Annotated in this window: 20 protein-coding genes; 4 read left to right on the forward strand and 16 right to left on the reverse strand. The window is 41.4% G+C overall.

Annotation, left to right across the window (positions count from 1 at the left end):
* Positions 1-8 precede the first annotated feature (8 nt).
* From ftsA to LZG71_RS26790, 16 genes are all read right to left on the reverse strand, one after another.
* On the reverse strand, positions 9-1370 hold the full coding sequence (gene ftsA / locus LZG71_RS26715; RefSeq protein WP_233825743.1) for a cell division protein FtsA: 1362 nt from the start codon (positions 1368-1370) through the stop codon (positions 9-11).
* Positions 1371-1385: 15 nt separating this feature from the next.
* Positions 1386-2162 (reverse strand): cell division protein FtsQ/DivIB, encoded by a 777-nt coding sequence (locus LZG71_RS26720; protein ID WP_233825745.1) that lies wholly within the window; start codon positions 2160-2162, stop codon positions 1386-1388.
* Positions 2163-2187: 25 nt separating this feature from the next.
* Positions 2188-3591: a UDP-N-acetylmuramate--L-alanine ligase gene (murC, locus tag LZG71_RS26725; protein ID WP_233825747.1), complete on the reverse strand. Its 1404-nt coding sequence runs from the start codon at positions 3589-3591 to the stop codon at positions 2188-2190.
* A gap of 15 nt (positions 3592-3606) precedes the next feature.
* Entirely contained in the window at positions 3607-4704 is a 1098-nt protein-coding gene (murG, locus tag LZG71_RS26730; RefSeq protein ID WP_233825748.1) for an undecaprenyldiphospho-muramoylpentapeptide beta-N-acetylglucosaminyltransferase, read from the reverse strand.
* Positions 4705-4709: 5 nt separating this feature from the next.
* On the reverse strand, positions 4710-5864 hold the full coding sequence (locus tag LZG71_RS26735) for an FtsW/RodA/SpoVE family cell cycle protein (RefSeq protein ID WP_409013683.1): 1155 nt from the start codon (positions 5862-5864) through the stop codon (positions 4710-4712).
* A gap of 29 nt (positions 5865-5893) precedes the next feature.
* Entirely contained in the window at positions 5894-7237 is a 1344-nt protein-coding gene (murD, locus tag LZG71_RS26740; RefSeq protein ID WP_233825792.1) for a UDP-N-acetylmuramoyl-L-alanine--D-glutamate ligase, read from the reverse strand.
* A gap of 140 nt (positions 7238-7377) precedes the next feature.
* Positions 7378-7704 carry a large-conductance mechanosensitive channel protein MscL gene (mscL, locus tag LZG71_RS26745; RefSeq protein WP_233825750.1) on the reverse strand — a complete coding sequence of 109 codons (327 nt, stop codon included), beginning with the start codon at positions 7702-7704 and terminating at the stop codon, positions 7378-7380.
* A gap of 27 nt (positions 7705-7731) precedes the next feature.
* Positions 7732-8697, reverse strand: coding sequence for a DUF3078 domain-containing protein (locus LZG71_RS26750; protein ID WP_233825751.1), 966 nt, complete (start codon positions 8695-8697; stop codon positions 7732-7734).
* Positions 8698-8723: 26 nt separating this feature from the next.
* On the reverse strand, positions 8724-9551 hold the full coding sequence (locus LZG71_RS26755; protein ID WP_233825752.1) for a mechanosensitive ion channel family protein: 828 nt from the start codon (positions 9549-9551) through the stop codon (positions 8724-8726).
* A 29-nt stretch (positions 9552-9580) separates the two neighbouring features.
* Positions 9581-9763 (reverse strand): hypothetical protein, encoded by a 183-nt coding sequence (locus LZG71_RS26760; protein WP_233825753.1) that lies wholly within the window; start codon positions 9761-9763, stop codon positions 9581-9583.
* A gap of 12 nt (positions 9764-9775) precedes the next feature.
* On the reverse strand, positions 9776-10414 hold the full coding sequence (locus tag LZG71_RS26765; RefSeq protein WP_233825754.1) for an RNA polymerase sigma factor: 639 nt from the start codon (positions 10412-10414) through the stop codon (positions 9776-9778).
* A gap of 136 nt (positions 10415-10550) precedes the next feature.
* A complete protein-coding gene (gene tsf, locus LZG71_RS26770) occupies positions 10551-11387 on the reverse strand; it encodes a translation elongation factor Ts (protein WP_233825755.1) in 837 nt (278 codons plus the stop codon).
* A gap of 184 nt (positions 11388-11571) precedes the next feature.
* Complete coding sequence (gene rpsB, locus LZG71_RS26775) at positions 11572-12387, reverse strand: 30S ribosomal protein S2 (protein WP_233825756.1); 816 nt, start codon at positions 12385-12387, stop codon at positions 11572-11574.
* A 172-nt stretch (positions 12388-12559) separates the two neighbouring features.
* Positions 12560-12946 (reverse strand): 30S ribosomal protein S9, encoded by a 387-nt coding sequence (rpsI, locus tag LZG71_RS26780; RefSeq protein ID WP_233825757.1) that lies wholly within the window; start codon positions 12944-12946, stop codon positions 12560-12562.
* Positions 12947-12949: 3 nt separating this feature from the next.
* Positions 12950-13393, reverse strand: a complete 444-nt coding sequence (gene rplM, locus LZG71_RS26785; RefSeq protein ID WP_233825758.1) for a 50S ribosomal protein L13 — start codon at positions 13391-13393, stop codon at positions 12950-12952.
* A 217-nt stretch (positions 13394-13610) separates the two neighbouring features.
* A complete protein-coding gene (locus LZG71_RS26790; protein ID WP_233825759.1) occupies positions 13611-14309 on the reverse strand; it encodes a hypothetical protein in 699 nt (232 codons plus the stop codon).
* Positions 14310-14459: 150 nt separating this feature from the next.
* Here LZG71_RS26790 and LZG71_RS26795 point away from each other — a divergent pair, with 150 nt between their 5' ends.
* The 4 genes from LZG71_RS26795 to LZG71_RS26810 all read left to right on the forward strand — a co-directional run bounded on the left by LZG71_RS26795 (position 14460) and on the right by LZG71_RS26810 (position 17779).
* Positions 14460-15188, forward strand: coding sequence for a DUF1080 domain-containing protein (locus tag LZG71_RS26795; protein ID WP_233825760.1), 729 nt, complete (start codon positions 14460-14462; stop codon positions 15186-15188).
* Positions 15189-15240: 52 nt separating this feature from the next.
* Positions 15241-16044, forward strand: a complete 804-nt coding sequence (locus tag LZG71_RS26800; RefSeq protein WP_233825761.1) for a Rossmann-like and DUF2520 domain-containing protein — start codon at positions 15241-15243, stop codon at positions 16042-16044.
* Positions 16045-16107: 63 nt separating this feature from the next.
* The gene (locus LZG71_RS26805; RefSeq protein ID WP_233825762.1) at positions 16108-16638 is read left to right on the forward strand and encodes an HAD family hydrolase; all 531 of its coding nucleotides are present in this window, start codon (positions 16108-16110) and stop codon (positions 16636-16638) included.
* Positions 16639-16663: 25 nt separating this feature from the next.
* The gene (locus LZG71_RS26810) at positions 16664-17779 is read left to right on the forward strand and encodes an acyltransferase (RefSeq protein WP_233825763.1); all 1116 of its coding nucleotides are present in this window, start codon (positions 16664-16666) and stop codon (positions 17777-17779) included.
* The last annotated feature ends 1 nt before the right edge of the window (position 17780 follow it).

Below are 17780 nucleotides of genomic sequence, written 5' to 3' on the forward strand. Positions count from 1 at the left end.
CTTATATTTCAATATTCGTCTGTATTATCTTCCTTCTTTCCCAGAAGATTGTCCCAAAAAAAACGGCCTGGTTTTTTGGTCTCCTCTTTATCAGCCTTTTTAACGGGTTCCTGATGCTGGTGGTGATTGTTCTGAACATGGTTATTATTCACAATCACCGGTTTACATACCGACTTCACACGCGGGTCAATGGATTTTATACCAGCCCACGCCAAACCGATTGCAGTGGCGAAGGTGGAATTACTTACAGCGTCCGCTTTTACTGTACGCGCAAGGTTTTCAGGAAAACCAACCCTTACAGCCATTCCTGTAACCTTTTCAAAAAGAATTTCAATTTCTGCGATATCGGCACTGCCACCACTCAACACAATTCCTCCAATCAGTTTCTCCTGATACCCTGACTTAAGTATTTCAGCATAAACCATTGCCGCGATTTCTTTGAGACGCTCTTCGATAATCAAAGCAACATTTCTTTTCAAGACAGGTTTTGGTGCTCTTCCCGCCAGAAAATTGACCAGAATTTCCACATTAAGTGGTATATCTCCGGATACAGCTACGCCATATTCTTTTTTCAGTTGCTCGGCATTTTCAATCTGTATGCCGCAACCCGTTGCCAGGTCACTGGTGATATGCCTGCCGCCAATCGGAAAAGATGCAATGTGACGAATAACACGGTCCTGATAAATAATAAGATCTGTCGTATGATCTCCGATATCAACCATAGCAATACCCGCCTTAATCTCATTGTCTGACAATACTGCCAGGCTTGTTGCCAACGGCGCATATACCAGCTTATCAAATTTCAGACCCGGATCAGCTTCTAATAAACTTTTTTTGGTTCTTTGAATTGACTGGTTGTTCGCAGAAACGATCAGGAAATTTCCACCAAGTTTAATTCCTGTTCTCCCAACAGGCTCTCTCACCCCGGTAGAGTTATCCACCGCAAAATCAATGGGCAAAACATGAAGTACGTCGTAATTTGGTTCCGTTTTAGCCCTGTACATGTCATCCACCAACTGGTCAACATCTCTTTGAGTCACCTCCTCACCTGTTGAAGCAGATGGACGAATCACTCCGTCACTCTGAGCACTAACTCTTACGTGGGCTCCGCTGAAACTCACATTTACAACTCCTATATCCAGATCGGAACGTAAAGAGGCTTCTGCCAATGCTTCTTTAATTGCTGCTCCAACCTGCTTTATATTTTCGACTGAACCGTTTACAACTGCTCCGCTAGGCACAGCTACCTCACTAAATCCAAGAATTTCTATATTACTTTGGCGCGAACCGGAGGTGGCCCCCTGCGCCGCTATCACTGCGATTTTTGTACTGCCAATATCTACTCCTACTACTATTTTGTCGTGTGCCATGCTGATGGTGAATTGTTATTCACAAACTATTTGATCTTGAAACTTAATACTTATTCTTGAATATCTACTCCAATCCTTGCTCAGAACCTTCTCATAAAATAAGTGTAACTTATTAAATTTGGACTCAAAGCCTTCTGCCGTGCCAAATTCTATTCTCTGATCCCCGAATACTGTCATCAGGTGAACTTCACCTTCTTTGTCAGCATCCAATTGAGCTACCTGTGCCTTCCAGAACGGATCCGTATTCAAAAAGCGAATCAGCTCCAGTAACGACTCCCCCTTTTCACTTTTCAGCTTTTTCGCATCCCGGAAATAGGCACCGGTAACGATAAGAGCCCTTGCCGAAAAACTATCCGACAAGGGAAAAAAATCTCCTTCGTCATTAATATAGTATCCATCTGAATTCCTCCACTCTCCGCTTTCTGAGGTATTAATCCATCGTGCAAGCGGTTTCTCCTGTTCTACATTAACGACAATATTACCCCTAAGGTCACGGGATACCTGACATTTTTTTATCAGTTTGTTTTTTTTGACCCTATTTTCAAGCTCTCCAAGGTTCACTTCATCCAGCCGGGTTCCTATTAAAGGATCCCCGCCATTCTCAGTTAGCAACATTCTTACGTCGGTCTGATTCAGAAAATAAGCCCCTGAATCTCCTTCAATGGAGAAGACCAGATTGTTACATCTCTGACTTCCAAGCCTGCTCTCTGCCATACCAATTCCTGCAAGAGGAAGAATGAGCCATAAAGCACGTTTAAAAAATTGCCAAGAATATTCAAATTTACGTAACATCTCAGTAATATTAAAAATGCTTTTACTAATTATTAGTTACCGGAGTGGTCAATATAGACTTTATTGGGACTACTAAGGTATCAATATCTCCCGCTCCTATCGTTACGACCACCTCCGTGTCAAGGTTCTGTAAGATCTCCAATACGTCGTCCTTCCCCACAATTCTCTTATCTGCAATGCTAACCCTATCCAGAAGCATTTGAGAATTGACTCCCTCAATAGGCAATTCTCTTGCCGGATAAATTTCCAGAAGTAAAAGCCTGTCAGCAATAGATAAGCTCTCAGCAAAACCATCTGCGAAATCTCGTGTCCGGGTAAACAAGTGTGGCTGAAAAACTGCTGTAATGTGCCGACCAGGATACAATGCTTTAACCGAGTTCAGGAACGCTTCAATCTCAGTCGGATGGTGTGCATAATCGTCAATGTAAACCTTATCACTCCTTTCCACCTGATATTCAAAGCGGCGTTTTACGCCTCTGTAACTCTCCAGAGCCTCTTTTATTTTTTCAGGTGCTACACCAAGATATAGCGCCGAGGCCGCCGCCGCAACCGCATTTTCAATGTTATGATATCCAGGAATAACCATGGCTACATCCTTAATGCGGCCATCAGGGTGTACAAGATCAAAAATAAACCTCGCCTTTTCAATTCTTATTTTATCCGCAAAAAAGGCCCCTTCTGTTAACGAATATGTAAAAACTTGTGCTTGTGTAGACGATTCCAGCTCCAAACCGTGGCGCATAAACAATACCCCGTTTTCATCAATCTGGCTTACGAATTCTTTAAAGGAATCGAGCACCGCTTCGTGTTTTCCATAGATGTCCAAGTGATCAGCATCTGTGGAAGTTACAATCGCGATCTCAGGATAAAGCGTCAGAAACGACCTGTCAAATTCATCCGCCTCCACCACACAAACCACTTCTTCCAGATTATCCGTAGGTTTGTTTAATAATAAATTTGTACCATAATTCTGAGTTATCCCCCCTAAAAATGCAGTACTGTTCACATCTGCCTGGCGTAAAATATGCGCCACCATAGATGATGTGGTCGTTTTCCCATGTGTTCCGGCAACTCCTACTGTCCTCAGATTTTTGGTGAGCATTCCAAGCACCTGCGACCTTTTCAGTATCAGAAAATTATGATCTCTGAAATACAGCATTTGTTTGTGTTGAACTGGTACAGCCGGAGTATAGATAATCAATGTCTGATCCGGCTGAGCTATAAAAGCTTCCGGAATGGCGGGCACTTCATCTTCCAGTGTAACTTCAATTCCTTCCTCGATCAATGTGTTTACAAGCGTAGTAGCCGTTTTATCATAACCTGCTACCTGGAACCCATTCGCTTTGAACCAACGAGCAAGCGCACTCATACCAATACCTCCGATACCTACAAAATATATGTATTTCCAATTCATCATGGATGAACTCATAATCTTTTCAATTTACTATTTAACCAATTTCAGTACCTCAGCTGCAATATCATCAGCAGCAGAAGGTCTTCCAAGTTTCTTTATATTAGATTTAAGTATTGCCTGCTGCGACAGATCTTCAAGCAAATCAATTGCCTTTGTTACCAACTCCACCGCCGTCTTTTCATCTTTTACCAGTATAGCAGCATGTTGCTCTGTTAAGCTCAATGCATTTTTTGTCTGATGGTCTTCTGCTGCGGCTGGATAAGGAACCAGAATGGCAGGCTTGGCTACCAGGCACAATTCAGACACGGACAATGCTCCTGCACGTGAAACCACAACATCTGCCACCGCGTAGGCCAAGTCCATTTCATAAATAAACTCAAAAGCCTTCACACGATCAGTGTCGAGTCTTTGAATAGATTCCCTGGCCTTTTCAATAAAGCCTTTTCCCGTTTGCCACAATATCTGATAACCCGCATCAAGCAGTTTTTTCAGACCGTTATTGATGCTCTCATTAATGGATCTCGCACCCAGGCTTCCACCCATCACAAAGAGTGTTTTACGTTCCGGCGAAAGATCAAAATGAACCAGCGCCTCATTTTTCCTCCCTGAAACATCCACAATATCTCTTCTTACCGGATTCCCTAATAAAGCCAGTTTAGGCTTTGGGAAAAAGGCCTCCATTCCAGGGTAAGCTACACAAATTTTTGCAGCTCTTTTCGCCAGTAGTTTGTTGGTCACCCCTGCGTAGGAATTCTGTTCCTGGATCAGAATCGGAATTCCTGCCAAAGAAGCCATCATAAGCAATGGACCACTCGCAAAACCACCCACTCCAACAGCCACATCCGGTTTAAACTGCTTTACAACATCTCTTGCCTTCAACAAGCTGTTCACCAGTTTGAATGGAAAAGCAAGATTATCCAATGACAACTCTCTTTTTATACCAACAATCGGCAGACCTACAATCTGAAAACCTGCCTTTGGCACCTTTTCCATTTCCATCTTACCCAAAGCGCCTACAAAGAGGATTTCAGTATCCGGTTCTTTTTTCAAAATGGCGTTGGCGATAGCAATAGCTGGGTAAATATGCCCACCAGTCCCTCCACCACTAATAATAATTCTTTTTGCCATTTTGCTTAAATTCTCTTCTCATCCATTTTTTCGCCCCTGCTCACGCTCAATATCATTCCCATCGCAATTCCTGTAAATAGCAATGAGGTTCCTCCCTGACTAAAAAACGGCAATGTTTGACCCGTAACCGGAACAAGACCAACCGTTACGGCCATCGCGGAAAATGCCTGACTGACGACAACAAAGGTTAGTCCGGCAGACAATAATCCTCCAAAGGGTCGCTTTGTAGCTTCAATTGCTTTGAGCCCGCGATACAAGAGGATAAGATACATAATTATAAGGATTGTTCCTCCCAGTGTTCCATATTCCTCCACTGCAACTGCGAAGATAAAGTCTTTCTGAGGTTCAGGCAGAAACCGTCTTTGCCGGCTTTTCGCAACGCCTTCACCGTATAATCCACCCCGGGCCATAGCCATGTAGGATTGCTGAGATTGATATACAACCACATCCTTATCAAAAAATGCCGCTATACGATTCTGAGCTGTTCCCGATCGCTGGGTCGAATTAAGAAGAATGGCTAAGGTTGCAAAAAACACTAGCCCGATAGCCGTAAAAAACAGGTAATGTAACGGAACCTTGCCTACATACATCAATAGGAAACAGATCCCAGCAAGCATCATTGCGGTAGATACGTTGCTCGTAAAAATCAATCCGCAGACAAGGCCAACCAAAGCAAGTGGCTCCATGAAAAGTTCACGCGTATTCCATCCACCCTTGATGTGTCTTGCCAAAATGAGTGACAAATGTGATATTAAAGCTACCTTGGCCCATTCCGATGGCTGGAAACGCTGACCAATGATTGGAATTTCAATCCAGCGAGAGGCATCATTAACGGAGGTCCCAAAAAACATGGTAAAAATCAGAAGGAGTATTGAGCTCCACACAGCAAGACGGGTAACATACACAAATTTGATGTATGGAATCCGATGCACATAAAACATCACAACAAGCGATAAAAAACACAATACGGAATGCTTGTACAGATAATATTCTGTATCTCCGTCTTTCTGGCTGTAAGCATCCTTGACCGATGCACTGTACACTACTACAATACTCCATAGCAGCATAATAATACAAATTCCCCATATCCAGGGATCTCCTTTGAGATTAGTTCTGATCCAGGTCTGGGTTTTATCTCTTGATTTCTGCAAGAGCTCCATTCCATCCAAGTTCTTTTCTTGCGTCATCGTTAAGCCAGATTTCTTACAGCAACTTTAAATTGATCTCCCCGATCTTCATAATTTTTAAACAAATCGAAACTTGCACAAGCCGGTGAAAGTAACACAACATCACCTGGTTCGCTCCATTTTTTAGCCTGCTTCACAGCGTCCTCAACGTCTTGTGTAATGTAAATCTGAGGGACAATATCAGCGAAATAATCTCTCAGTTTTTCATATTTAACACTCAGAATAATAAGTCCTTTAACCTTTTTTCTTACCAACTCCTCAATCTGACCATATTCATTGCCTTTGTCGACGCCACCAGCGATTAATACAACCGGCTCCGAAAAGCTTCCCAAGGCATAAAAAACGGAATCCACGTTGGTAGCTTTCGAATCGTTGATGTAAGTAACGCCATTAATCACTTCAACCTTTTCTAACCGGTGGGGTGCATTTTGGAATGACAACAATCCCTCTTTGATTTTATCCTCGGTAATACCCACTATCTGAGCCACCAGAATAGCGGCCATTGCGTTGATCGCATTATGAGGCCCTTTTATTGGCAGTTTGTCAAAATCCTGAGAAAAACCAGATTTATCGAAATTGCTTCTCAGCTGATTTTCTTCCAGAAAAATGCCATTCTCTACCGAATGATCAATTGAGATTCCCAATTTTTTTGACAGAACATCTCTCTTTTCCAACTCTGTTTTAATCACTTCGCTATCATCAAAATAGATGAAATGATTCTCAGCAGTCTGATTTTTAATAATATTAAATTTGGAATCCGTGTAGTTCTGAAATGAATATCCGTATCTGTCGAGGTGATCGGGTGTGATGTTTAGCAATACCGCAACATCAGGTTTAAAGCTGATAATATTATCTAACTGAAAACTACTGATTTCCAGAACGTAATAATCAAATGCTTTTTCGGCAACCTGCCAGGCAAAGCTGTCCCCTATATTTCCGGCAAGCCCGACATTAAATCCAGCATCTTTCAGCAAATGATAGGTCAACAGAGTTGTAGTCGTTTTTCCGTTGCTTCCCGTTATCGCTATCAGTTTTGCATCGGTGTATTGTGCTGCAAATTCTATTTCAGAAATGACAGGAATTCCCTTTTCAACCAACGCCAGTATCAGAGGTACAGTATCTGGAATCCCGGGACTTTTGACAACTACATTGGCATCCAAAATAACTGATTCGGTATGTTGCTCTTCCTCGAATGAGATTCCCCTTTCAATCAGCTCTTTACGATACTGATCATGCAAACGCCCCCGATCCGACAGAAATACATCAAACCCCTTAGATTTGCCCAGGATAGCAGCTCCAAGACCACTTTCTCCCCCACCCAAAACGACTAATTTATTAGACACAATACTGTATTTATCAAGTTGCAAGCTGTAAACAACGAAGGTAAATCTTTTTCAAGGGAACTTTTGCAGGCAGCAACCTAAAAATTTACATGCATAAAAAAAGGGCACTTATCATGCCCTTTTCACTATTTTCAACTATTTTATTACTCCTTCGGAGTCTCGGTCAGTCTTAATCTGTTGGCAAGTTTCACAATGAGGAAAATAACCCAGGCAATGATAACGAACTGGATTAGTACTTGAATGAAGTTACCATACTTAACAGCAACTTCCGGCGTATCTCCAACTGCTTCTTTCAATACGACTTTTAACTGGGTAAAATCGACACCGCCAATCAGAAGTCCCAATATCGGATTAATGATATCCTCTACCAGAGATGTGGTAATTTTGCCGAAAGCAGCACCAATGACAACACCGACAGCCAGATCGAGCACATTACCCTTGGCAATAAAAGTTTTAAATTCCTGAAGCATAGTTAAGCGTATGTTAGATAAGACAATTTATTTGAATGAGTAAAGGAATCCGACACTGAGACCTTGTGCAAATTGAGCACGACTGGCCTGATCTTTATCGTAGATTACAATGGTACCAAGGTTAACATTGAAATACTTCGCAATTTTCGCTGTGATCTGAGCATCCAAACGGTGATCAAAATGGAATTGTTTATCCTGGATACCAATCGTTCTTGGATTATCCGAGTAGGAAGTAAATGATAGATACCTGAATTTAAGATTGATGTCCTTGGCAATATCCTTATCAAAGTTTGCCACCAACTGCACAATACCCACTTCATTACGAAAACGCTTGCCTATTTCTACGCCATAATTTTTTTGATCCGGCGTATTCAGGTAAATATCCCTATCCATAACGATGGTTTGACGCAAAGCTGCGGGAGCAAAGTCGATAAAGAAATAAGGAACGGGTTTATATTCAATACCTATCGCTTCGGTTACATAGGCAGGCGAAAAAAAACCGGAAAGCTTATTCTTAATAGTTTTTGACGCGTCTGACGTATCTGCAACATAATCGTATCCTGGTGCAAATTGGGACAGGAAGTTAACGTTACCAAACAAGCTCCATTTTGAAGTTAACTCTCTGTTGTATTTCGAATCAAAAAATATACGATCAACATTCTTTCTACTTTGCTGACCTTTGTTTCTAACCACCCCATACTGTGACTGGAAATCATTACGCCAGGAGTTTTTACCTTTCTTTACTTCCCTCAGTGCATTGAAGAATAGTCCCAATGCTAACGAATTAACGCCACCACCTGTCCAGTTCGAACTGAAAGATCCTTGATTAAGATTTGCTCCGAATTCTGTCTTCTTTATAACTGTATCACCTGGTGTTTTAAGTTTGTTGGCATTTAATGAATTAGACAAATCCACTTTTTGAGAAAAGCTCTGTTGGTTGATGAACAACGTTGTTATAAAAAACAGAAAACTTATCCTAATCTTCACTTGCATAAGAGTAACGTTAGTTAATAAATAAATTAGTTAAAAATTTCCACTTGCCTCGTCTGGAAAAGTTGTAAAGGCACTATTGTTGTCGTGGTATCATTTACAATGGTTACGGATGTATTATCAATTTTAGTAATTACACCTTTCACATTGTCAATTTTGATAAGCTGCCCCTCCCGATAGTTCTTTTTACTGTAAAAGGAAGATATAATGTTGGCAAGAACATCTCTTGAAGCAATGCCATAACCGATACCAAAAGCTATTACAACACCACCAATCACCAAAAGGAAGCTCGACTCTAACATGGCGGTCTCCATTCCTATTTGTTTCAGTGCGGTGATGAAGGTAATAATCAGGAAGAAAACAAAAGCAATATTACCTATCAGCTTCGCCGAAGCTATGTTAAAGGATTTGCATAGCGCCGTCACGGCAGTTTTAATTGCATCGGACAGCATAATCCCGATTTGTAGCAGGATGGCACCAGCAATCAATTTAGGGATAAAATTGACAAGAGATAACACCATATTGGTGATGGTATCCACTCCGAGTTTTTCTGCTGCCAGGGTTAAGAAGATCAACAGCAGGTAGTAGTAAAATATCTTGGCTACGATGTCACTCAGTGAAATCTCTGTTTTTAATTGTTTGATGATTCCAATCTCATTCAATCTATCACCGATTCTGTCAAAACCGATTTTACTTAAAATCTGCTGGATAATTATTTTAACTGCCTTTGCCACCAGATATCCAATAATCAAAATAATGAGGCAACCTAGTACCCGTGGTACGAAGTCTTCAAATTGACTGATAAGTGCAGCAAAAATGTTTCTAAGGATTTCTGAAATATTGGGAAGATTGCTCATTGTTGGTATAGAAGTGTTCGTCAAATCATTTATTCGTTTTCATTAAAAGACAGCCCGATTGTAATTGCTGACAAAAAATGCTCAGTAAAAAGTGTTACCACCTGCATCGTATTTCGTATTGTGTCGACCTCTGCAACCAATGCGTGTTTCAGGTACTCGGGTACCTCGTTGTCAGGTTCTAGTTCTTTGAATACTGAATTTCCGCTTGCCATTTTGCTGAATGTTTATCCTATATGATTTCTCATCAACTCAATCATTTTTACTGCGAGAATAGTAAGGAAAATAATGGTTTCCAGGTACTTCTTGCGCAGCTTTTCGCGCGATCTTAACAAGCGCATTTTAATGGCGCTTTCCGTAACATTGAATATGTCTGCGATGTCCCGAATACTAAGGTCATCCATATACTTCATAAACAACACACCTTTTTCATCAACTGTAAGCTGATCAAGAGCTGTTTTCAGATTTTTAGCCTGAATATCATCTCCATCAAATATGTTATTTAAGTCAACATCGTCAGGCACTTCTATCGGCTCTTCCTGAAGAACTTCTCCCCGCTTTTTATTTGTTCGCAACTGATCCATACAGTGATTGTATGTAATTGAATACAACCACGTGGAGAACTTGGCATCCTCTTTAAAAGTACCGAGCTTGAAAATCAGTTTCAGGAAGATGTCATGTGTAAGATCTTCCGCTTTCGCGATATCTTTTACAAAAGACAGGCACTTGTGATAAACCTTCTCCGAATATCTTTCGTAGAGCTTCTCGAAATATCGGTTCTCCTGAGTTTCTACAAAAAGTTTTACCAATTCTTCATCACTCAAATTATGACGTGCATAATCATTCTTCGATGTTCTGACCGCCATATTATAAAAAAGTAACTACGTATACCATAGAAAATAGAACTGGGCCAACAATATTTCTCGTAAATATTAAAAAACAACGCCTGGTATACAAGCAGATACCAGGCGTTTTCATATATTATTTTATATCTAAAAAAACTTAGGCTCCAATAGCAACACGGTTGAAAGACTTCACAGTAAGCCCTTTTGCCGTTTTTTCAAGCAATTGGCGTATCGTCAAAGACGAATCTTTAACAAATTCCTGATTCAAAAGTGTATTGTCTTTGTAGAATTTCTGCAACTTACCTTGTGCAATTTTTTCAAGCATTGCTTCTGGTTTGCCTTCTGCACGAGCTTGTTCTTTTCCAACCTCGATCTCACGCTCAACAGTCGCAGCATCAACGCCATCTTTGTCAAGAGCAACTGGCTTCATTGCTGCAATTTGCATTGCAACGTCTTTTCCAAGTTCTGTTACATCTGTTCCGTTCACACCTTCAAAAGCAACAAGTACTCCTAGTTTGCCATTTGAGTGGATGTAAGAAACAACCTGATCAGCGGTTACGTTTTCGTAAGAAACGATTTCAAGTTTCTCTCCCAATTTACCTACCAGGTCAATGATGTTTTCGCTAACAGGACGTCCGTCTGCAAGTGTTGCAGCAAGCAAAGCTTCTTTGTCAGAAATGTTATCTGCAACAGCTTTGTCCAAAATGCTCTGAGCAAGGTTTTTGAAATCTTCAACGTTAGAAACTGGTTCAGTTTCGCATGCCAAAGCAACAATTTTTCCGTTTGTTCCGTCAGCGCTGATGCTAACCAATACAGCTCCTTCTGAAACAGCGTTGTCAGCACGTTTTGCTGCAACTTTTTGTCCTTGCTTACGAAGAATATCAACAGCTTGTTCGAAATCGCCATCAGCTTCCTGAAGCGCTTTTTTACAATCCATCATGCCTGCGCCAGTCATTTGGCGGAGTTTATTTACATCTTGTGCGGTAATTGCCATGATTAAATGAGTATGATTAATATTTTTTGTGTGAAATCCGTTACGGTAACTTTATGAATTGATTACCAAACTAGTTTTCAAAATAAATTCTAAAAAACTGTAGCCCATAGCAAAATGGCTATGGGCTACTTTATCTGTTGAGACAGGATGCGGTTAAATTAAACCAAATCCATATCGCCCTTCGTTACTCTACGTCAGAATCAGCTGCCGCCTCAGCAACCTGTACCGGTGCTGCTGCTTCTTCATTGCCTTTGTCAACCTGACGTTTGGCTTCTTCTTCCTCTACCAGGCGCTGATCGTCTTTATCTTGTTTGCGTTCCATCAAACCTTCTTCGATCGCTTTTCCAATCGCCAAAGTAATCATAGAAATTGCTTTGTAAGCATCATCATTACTTGGAATAGGGAAGTCAACCAGTTCAGGGTTTGAGTTTGTATCACAGATCGCGAAGATTGGAATGTTCAATCTTTTAGCTTCTGCAACCGCAATGTGCTCGCGTTTTACATCAACGATGAAAAGGGCAGCAGGAAGACGAGTCAAGTCAGCTACACCACCTAACACTCTTTCCAGTTTATCCTTTTCACGTGTAAGCATCAGGCGTTCTCTTTTCGCAATATTGCTAACCGTGGTTTCGTCTTTTAGCATCTTCTCAAGAGTCTGCATTTTTTTCAAAGACTTGCGAATAGTACCGAAGTTTGTAAGCATACCACCCAACCAACGATCAGTTACGTAAGGCATTTTAAGGCGTTTTGCCTCTTCCGTTACGATTTCCTGCGCTTGTTTTTTAGTAGCAACAAACATGATCTTACGTCCCGAACGAACGATTTGCTTCAATGCAGCTTCCGCGTCATTAAGGCAGCTCAAAGTTTTGTTCAGGTCAATGATGTGGATCCCGTTCTTCTCCATGAAGATGTATGGAGCCATACGTGGATCCCACTTGCGGGTAAGGTGACCAAAATGAACACCTGCATCCAATAGTTCTTTATACTCTATTTGTGCCATTGCCAAATTTGATTTAAAAGATTTTTATAGTTTTTGTTACGCAGCACAGCACATCGGGCACGATAAGTACTGTCTGGACTTTTTGAGTAACAAGTTTTTAGTAAAAAGTTTACAGTACGATGACTGTGAACTGAAAACTGTTAACTCAAAACTGCGCGGCGGACCGCTGGTATTAACGTTTCGAGAACTGGAATTTACGACGAGCCTTAGCACGACCGTATTTCTTACGCTCAACCATACGAGGGTCACGAGTAAGGAATCCTTCTTTCTTCAACGCACCACGGAATTCTCCGTTATATTCAACCAAAGCACGTGAAACCGCCATACGGATAGCTTCCGCCTGACCTGTAACACCACCGCCTCTTACGTTCACCTTGATATCATAACCATCGTTTCCGCTAATGGTTGTGAAAGGCTGCTGAAGAACGATCTGGTGTACTTCAAATGGGAAGTACTCCTTGTAATCGCGGCCGTTAACCTTGATATCTCCTTTGCCTGGCGTCATATAAATACGAGCCACAGCTGTTTTTCTTCTACCTATTGTGTTGATAACTTCCATGAATTACAACTGGATTTCTTTTGGTTGCTGTGCACTGTGCGGATGTTCTGCAGCAGCGTAAACAAACAGGTTTGTAAATAAACGACGTCCCAAACGATTTTTTGGAAGCATACCTCTTACAGCTTTCTCGATTACACGCTCAGGGTGTTTTTCGAGCAACTCACGGGGAGTTTGAAAACGCTGACCTCCCGGATAGCCGGTGTGACGAACATAAACTTTGTCCGTTAACTTTTTACCTGTCAACTTAATTTTATCGGCGTTGATAATGATAACATTATCACCACAGTCCACATGAGGAGTGTAGCTTGTTTTGTGCTTGCCTCTGATAATTTTAGCAACCTCACTGGCCAAACGACCAAGAATTGCATCTTTAGCATCCACAACAATCCACTCCTTGTTTACTGTGTTTTTGTTCGCCGAGATGGTTTTGTAGCTTAACGTATCCACGATTAACAAAAAAGATTTAATTGATTTTCAATAAATTACACTGTAACAAGACAGTCCCATCGCAAAATGGGAGTGCAAATATAGAGTTTAACAATTTGAATTACAAGTATGTTTGAGAATTTCCGAGTTAAAGTTACTTTGGAGCACATAAACGTGCACTTAACTGTCAAGCCGAAATGAGCAGTTCCATCGTACTCAGAAACATAAACCAACCTGATTATTGAAGTATACGGAATGTGAGTGCGACATAAGGCATCTCATAACGAGATGAGAAACGCCTTTCACGGTTATCCAGAAGAACTTTTCCATCGTTATTTTTTGTCACGTAGGCTAACTGACCAAATGTATAGCCGATTTTCACACCTGCTCCACGCGTCAGCCTTATTCTTGCATAGATTTCCGATTGCCCGTTATAATTATTTAAAAACAGCGGCAACGCATTAAAAATCACCGGTCTTGTTGCTACCCATTGATCGTAGTATGCGCTACCCGACCCGGGAGAATTTGCGTTTCCCGGATAATTGGCTCTGCGGTTTGACCCAAATGAAGCACCGATAATGTCAGTGTTTGCGCCAATATCTATCCGCCCCACTTTGACACTCACCGAAGCTACAAAACTGACGCCGTTTGTAGATATTCTGCGATATTCCAACAGGTTAGCAGATGGAGCCACTGCCTGTGACATCAGGTTTGTTGCCTCTCCGTAATATCCCCAGGCTCGTATTCCTAATCCAGCTCTTAGCCAGGAAAGTCGACCCAAAGACGCATCCTCGTGATACAAAACAGACGGAGCCCAGCTATTACTTCTAAAACCCGTCCCAATATCAATACCTGCCTCAACACGGTCATTGTTTTGAGCAAATACGCATACAGATAAAAACAAGGTAAATACAAGGGTGTGTATAATAATTTTCATTTCAATTAAATTAGCGTGGTTAATAAGCAAAAGTAATATTTCTAAGAATACCCGACACTTACATTGAGTATGTAAAACAAATAATACCGACCGCAAAAAACTAATTAACAAATTTATTATCAGATATTTATAAATATAACCACTGAATATATGTCCGTAACAAGCCCTAAAACACCTATCAGAATCATTGGTTTATTATTTTATTTCCTGCTATTGTCTAACACTGGGAAATCGCAGAATTCAGATCAGCTGGCCTTTCGCCCACTGTTTAATGGAAAAAACTTACAGGGTTGGATTGACGTAAATACTTCCAAAGAAACATGGAAGGTGAAAAACGGAACTTTGATATGTTCGGGAAAACCGATCGGCGTTATGCGCTCGGATCGTCAGTACGAAAACTTTATTCTGGAAGTGGAATGGAAACACATGGAAGCAGGTGGCAATTCCGGTATCTTTATCTGGAGTGAGGGAACACCTCAGGAACATGATCCGTTGACCAAAGCCATTGAAGTACAAATGCTTGAACTCGATTATGCTCCACAGCACAACGCTACCGACGACTATGTGCACGGCGAATTATTCCCGACCATGGGCATGAAAGCAATTCCCGACAATCCTAGGGGAATCAGGAGTAAATCTTTGGAAAAGCGCTGCAAGGGAAAAGGTGAATGGAATAAGTATGTAGTAGTTTGTGTAGACGGAACAGTGAAGTTGTCAGTGAACGGGAAGTTTGTTAATGGTCTGAGGGAATCTGAACACAAAAAAGGCTACATATGCCTGGAAGCGGAAGGTGCAGAAATTCACTTTCGTAATATGAAGATTATGGAGTTACCTTCCGGTATCACTTCGCCGTCACAAACTGCGCCTTTGGTTGATTAGTTTGTGAAGGTTATCTTACCCCCAAATCTCTCAGACATAGAAAACCCTCTTTATGAAAATCTCCTTTGTCGGTTCAGGAAATGTTGCGTGGCACCTCTCTCAGGCGATGGAAGAAGCTGGCCACTGGATCTGTGAAATTTATAGCAGAAACCCGCAGAATGCACGTAAACTGGCATCAGAGTTGTACGATACCAATATTCAGCCCGATCTTAATTTTTCAGAAAGTAACGCAGAAGTCATCGTTCTGGCAGTTTCTGACGACGCACTGGATCAGGTGATTGAGCAGATCGTTTTCCCGGAAAATGTGATTGTGGTGCATACTTCCGGCACACGCACCCTGGCCGAATTTCAAAAGCTGATCGAAATTTATAGTGACGTATTTGTTCATACCGGTATTTTTTACCCCCTGCAAAGCTTCACCAAAGGATTCCCGATAGACTACAAAGAGTTGCCCTTATGTATCGAATCGAAAAATGAACTCATTGAAAACAAACTCATTGCTCTTGCCCAAAGTATCAGCGATAATGTAACCCGGTTGGATTCAGATGAGCGTTTTGTACTACATGTCGCAGCTGTTTTCGCCAACAATTTTACCAATTACCTGCTGGGTGTTTCTCACGATCTTATTTCAAGAGAGCAGTTGAATTTCGACTTGCTGAAACCCTTGATCCAGACTACAATAGATAAGGCTTTTTCTTCGGATGATCCTGTTGCAGGGCAAACCGGACCGGCCCGTCGCGGGGATTGGGTGACGATCAACAGACATCTGGAATATCTGCAGGAAACCAATCCGGAATGGATCGACATTTATCGCTTAATGACTGATAAAATCCGCGGTCTGTATCTTTCAAAATAACTCCTTTAAGCAACAAGGAAAAAAGTTCGGTTATATTTGCACCATTCACTATATCCGGAATTGATGGAATTTTCTTTGAATGAGCGCTTTAAGCGAGTTACCACTTTTATTTTTGACATCGACGGGGTTATGACGGACGGAAGCGTTATAGCTCTGGAAAGTGGTGAGCAACCACGCATTTTCAATGTTCGTGACGGATATGGTATTAATCGTGCCCTTAAAATGGGATTTCGTGTCGCCATTTTATCGGCACAGAATCAGGTTGGCGTAAGGAAACGCCTTGAATACCTGGGTGTAAAAGATATTTTCATCGGGACATCTCCGGACGGCAAACTTCCCATATTCAGAAAATATCTGGAAGAGACGAGCCTTACTGAGCAAGAGATCGTTTTTATGGGCGATGACTTACCCGACTGGGAAGTGATGCGAACAAATGTACTTGGTGCATGCCCGGCCGATTCCGCAGAGGAAATTCTTGAACTGGCCGACTATATCTCTCCAAAAAACGGTGGTTATGGAGCGGTACGAGACGTAATCGAACAGGTAATGAAAGCCCAGGACAAATGGATGACCTGGTTTGAGGAAACAAAATAAGGGAAGAAATCAGATAAAAGAATAAGTGAAACAAAAGCGTTACTTCCCCAATTTAAATGGTATCCGCTGCATTGCAGCACTATTGGTGGTTTTTCATCATCTCGAACAAGCCAAACACGCCTTTGGAATTGCCAATATTTATGAATTGCCTATCATACAACATGCCGGCAGGCTGGGTGTTGGATTGTTCTTTGTTTTGAGTGGCTTTCTGATCACCTATTTGCTTTTGGATGAAAGAGGACGTTTTGGTAATGTAGATGCTAAAAAGTTTTATTTACGCCGGATCTTTCGCATCTGGCCAATTTACTTTTTGATCATAGGTCTGTCTTTTCTCGTCTTCCCCCACCTTGAACTTTTACATTTTCCGGGAACAAACGAAAAACTCTCTGTTCATTCGGCTGAACGGATCGCATTGTTGCTTCTGGTACTCCCCAACTATGCTTTCGTACTCTACGATCTTCCCTACTGGTGCGCGCAAACCTGGTCAATTGGTGTAGAAGAGCAATTTTATTATCTCTGGCCCTGGCTGATTAAATATCCAAAAAAACGCATTTTTACGATTGTAACATTTCTTGCCATCACTGTCTTCCTTCTGTATACGGGATTACATTTCCTCAATGAAACCGAGGAAACAGAAAGAGCGATAATTGGAACATTCATCGGACAGTTTCGTATACAAACAATGGCACTTGGAGGCGTATGTGCATGGCTGGTATACAATGATAAAAATCAGATTCTGAATTTTATTTTCCGTAAAGACATGCAGATTGTCGTTTACAGCCTTCTTATTATTCTATTTTTCTCAGGACTTCATTTTTCAGGATTCCTGGAAGTCTACGCTGTTTTCTTTGCATTCTTTGTATTAAATGCCTCCTGCAATCCAAATTCGATCGTCAGTCTTGAAAATCCGGTCATGAACCATTTGGGCAAAATATCTTACGGGCTTTATATTTATCACGTGTTCGTGATCGTGTTGCTTATCAACCTTTTGCAGAAATACGCACCTGCGCTCACCGGAGGAACTTACCAGTTTGTAGTTTACTTGCTTACATTGATATTTTCCGTGGCTGTTGCATCCCTTTCTTATTCTTACTTCGAAAAACCATTGTTGGCTTATAAAGACAAGCGATTCGGTCGTTGAT

The organism is Dyadobacter sp. CY312 (assembly GCF_021390535.1).
Lineage (GTDB): Bacteria > Bacteroidota > Bacteroidia > Cytophagales > Spirosomataceae > Dyadobacter.

What these genes read in the sequence shown, in the direction of transcription:
- murG (WP_233825748.1), bottom strand. Translation starts at nt 4,704, where the DNA reads ATGGCAAAAAGAATTATTATTAGTGGTGGAGGGACTGGTGGGCATATT.
- LZG71_RS26760 (WP_233825753.1), bottom strand. Translation starts at nt 9,763, where the DNA reads ATGGCAAGCGGAAATTCAGTATTCAAAGAACTAGAACCTGACAACGAG.
- tsf (WP_233825755.1), bottom strand. Translation starts at nt 11,387, where the DNA reads ATGGCAATTACCGCACAAGATGTAAATAAACTCCGCCAAATGACTGGC.
- rpsI (WP_233825757.1), bottom strand. Translation starts at nt 12,946, where the DNA reads ATGGAAGTTATCAACACAATAGGTAGAAGAAAAACAGCTGTGGCTCGT.
- LZG71_RS26750 (WP_233825751.1), bottom strand. Translation starts at nt 8,697, where the DNA reads ATGCAAGTGAAGATTAGGATAAGTTTTCTGTTTTTTATAACAACGTTG.
- LZG71_RS26720 (WP_233825745.1), bottom strand. Translation starts at nt 2,162, where the DNA reads ATGTTACGTAAATTTGAATATTCTTGGCAATTTTTTAAACGTGCTTTA.
- LZG71_RS26755 (WP_233825752.1), bottom strand. Translation starts at nt 9,551, where the DNA reads ATGAGCAATCTTCCCAATATTTCAGAAATCCTTAGAAACATTTTTGCT.
- LZG71_RS26795 (WP_233825760.1), top strand. Translation starts at nt 14,460, where the DNA reads ATGTCCGTAACAAGCCCTAAAACACCTATCAGAATCATTGGTTTATTA.
- murC (WP_233825747.1), bottom strand. Translation starts at nt 3,591, where the DNA reads ATGAGTTCATCCATGATGAATTGGAAATACATATATTTTGTAGGTATC.
- LZG71_RS26805 (WP_233825762.1), top strand. Translation starts at nt 16,108, where the DNA reads ATGGAATTTTCTTTGAATGAGCGCTTTAAGCGAGTTACCACTTTTATT.
- LZG71_RS26735 (WP_409013683.1), bottom strand. Translation starts at nt 5,864, where the DNA reads ATGGAGCTCTTGCAGAAATCAAGAGATAAAACCCAGACCTGGATCAGA.
- rpsB (WP_233825756.1), bottom strand. Translation starts at nt 12,387, where the DNA reads ATGGCACAAATAGAGTATAAAGAACTATTGGATGCAGGTGTTCATTTT.
- LZG71_RS26790 (WP_233825759.1), bottom strand. Translation starts at nt 14,309, where the DNA reads ATGAAAATTATTATACACACCCTTGTATTTACCTTGTTTTTATCTGTA.
- LZG71_RS26765 (WP_233825754.1), bottom strand. Translation starts at nt 10,414, where the DNA reads ATGGCGGTCAGAACATCGAAGAATGATTATGCACGTCATAATTTGAGT.
- ftsA (WP_233825743.1), bottom strand. Translation starts at nt 1,370, where the DNA reads ATGGCACACGACAAAATAGTAGTAGGAGTAGATATTGGCAGTACAAAA.
- LZG71_RS26800 (WP_233825761.1), top strand. Translation starts at nt 15,241, where the DNA reads ATGAAAATCTCCTTTGTCGGTTCAGGAAATGTTGCGTGGCACCTCTCT.
- mscL (WP_233825750.1), bottom strand. Translation starts at nt 7,704, where the DNA reads ATGCTTCAGGAATTTAAAACTTTTATTGCCAAGGGTAATGTGCTCGAT.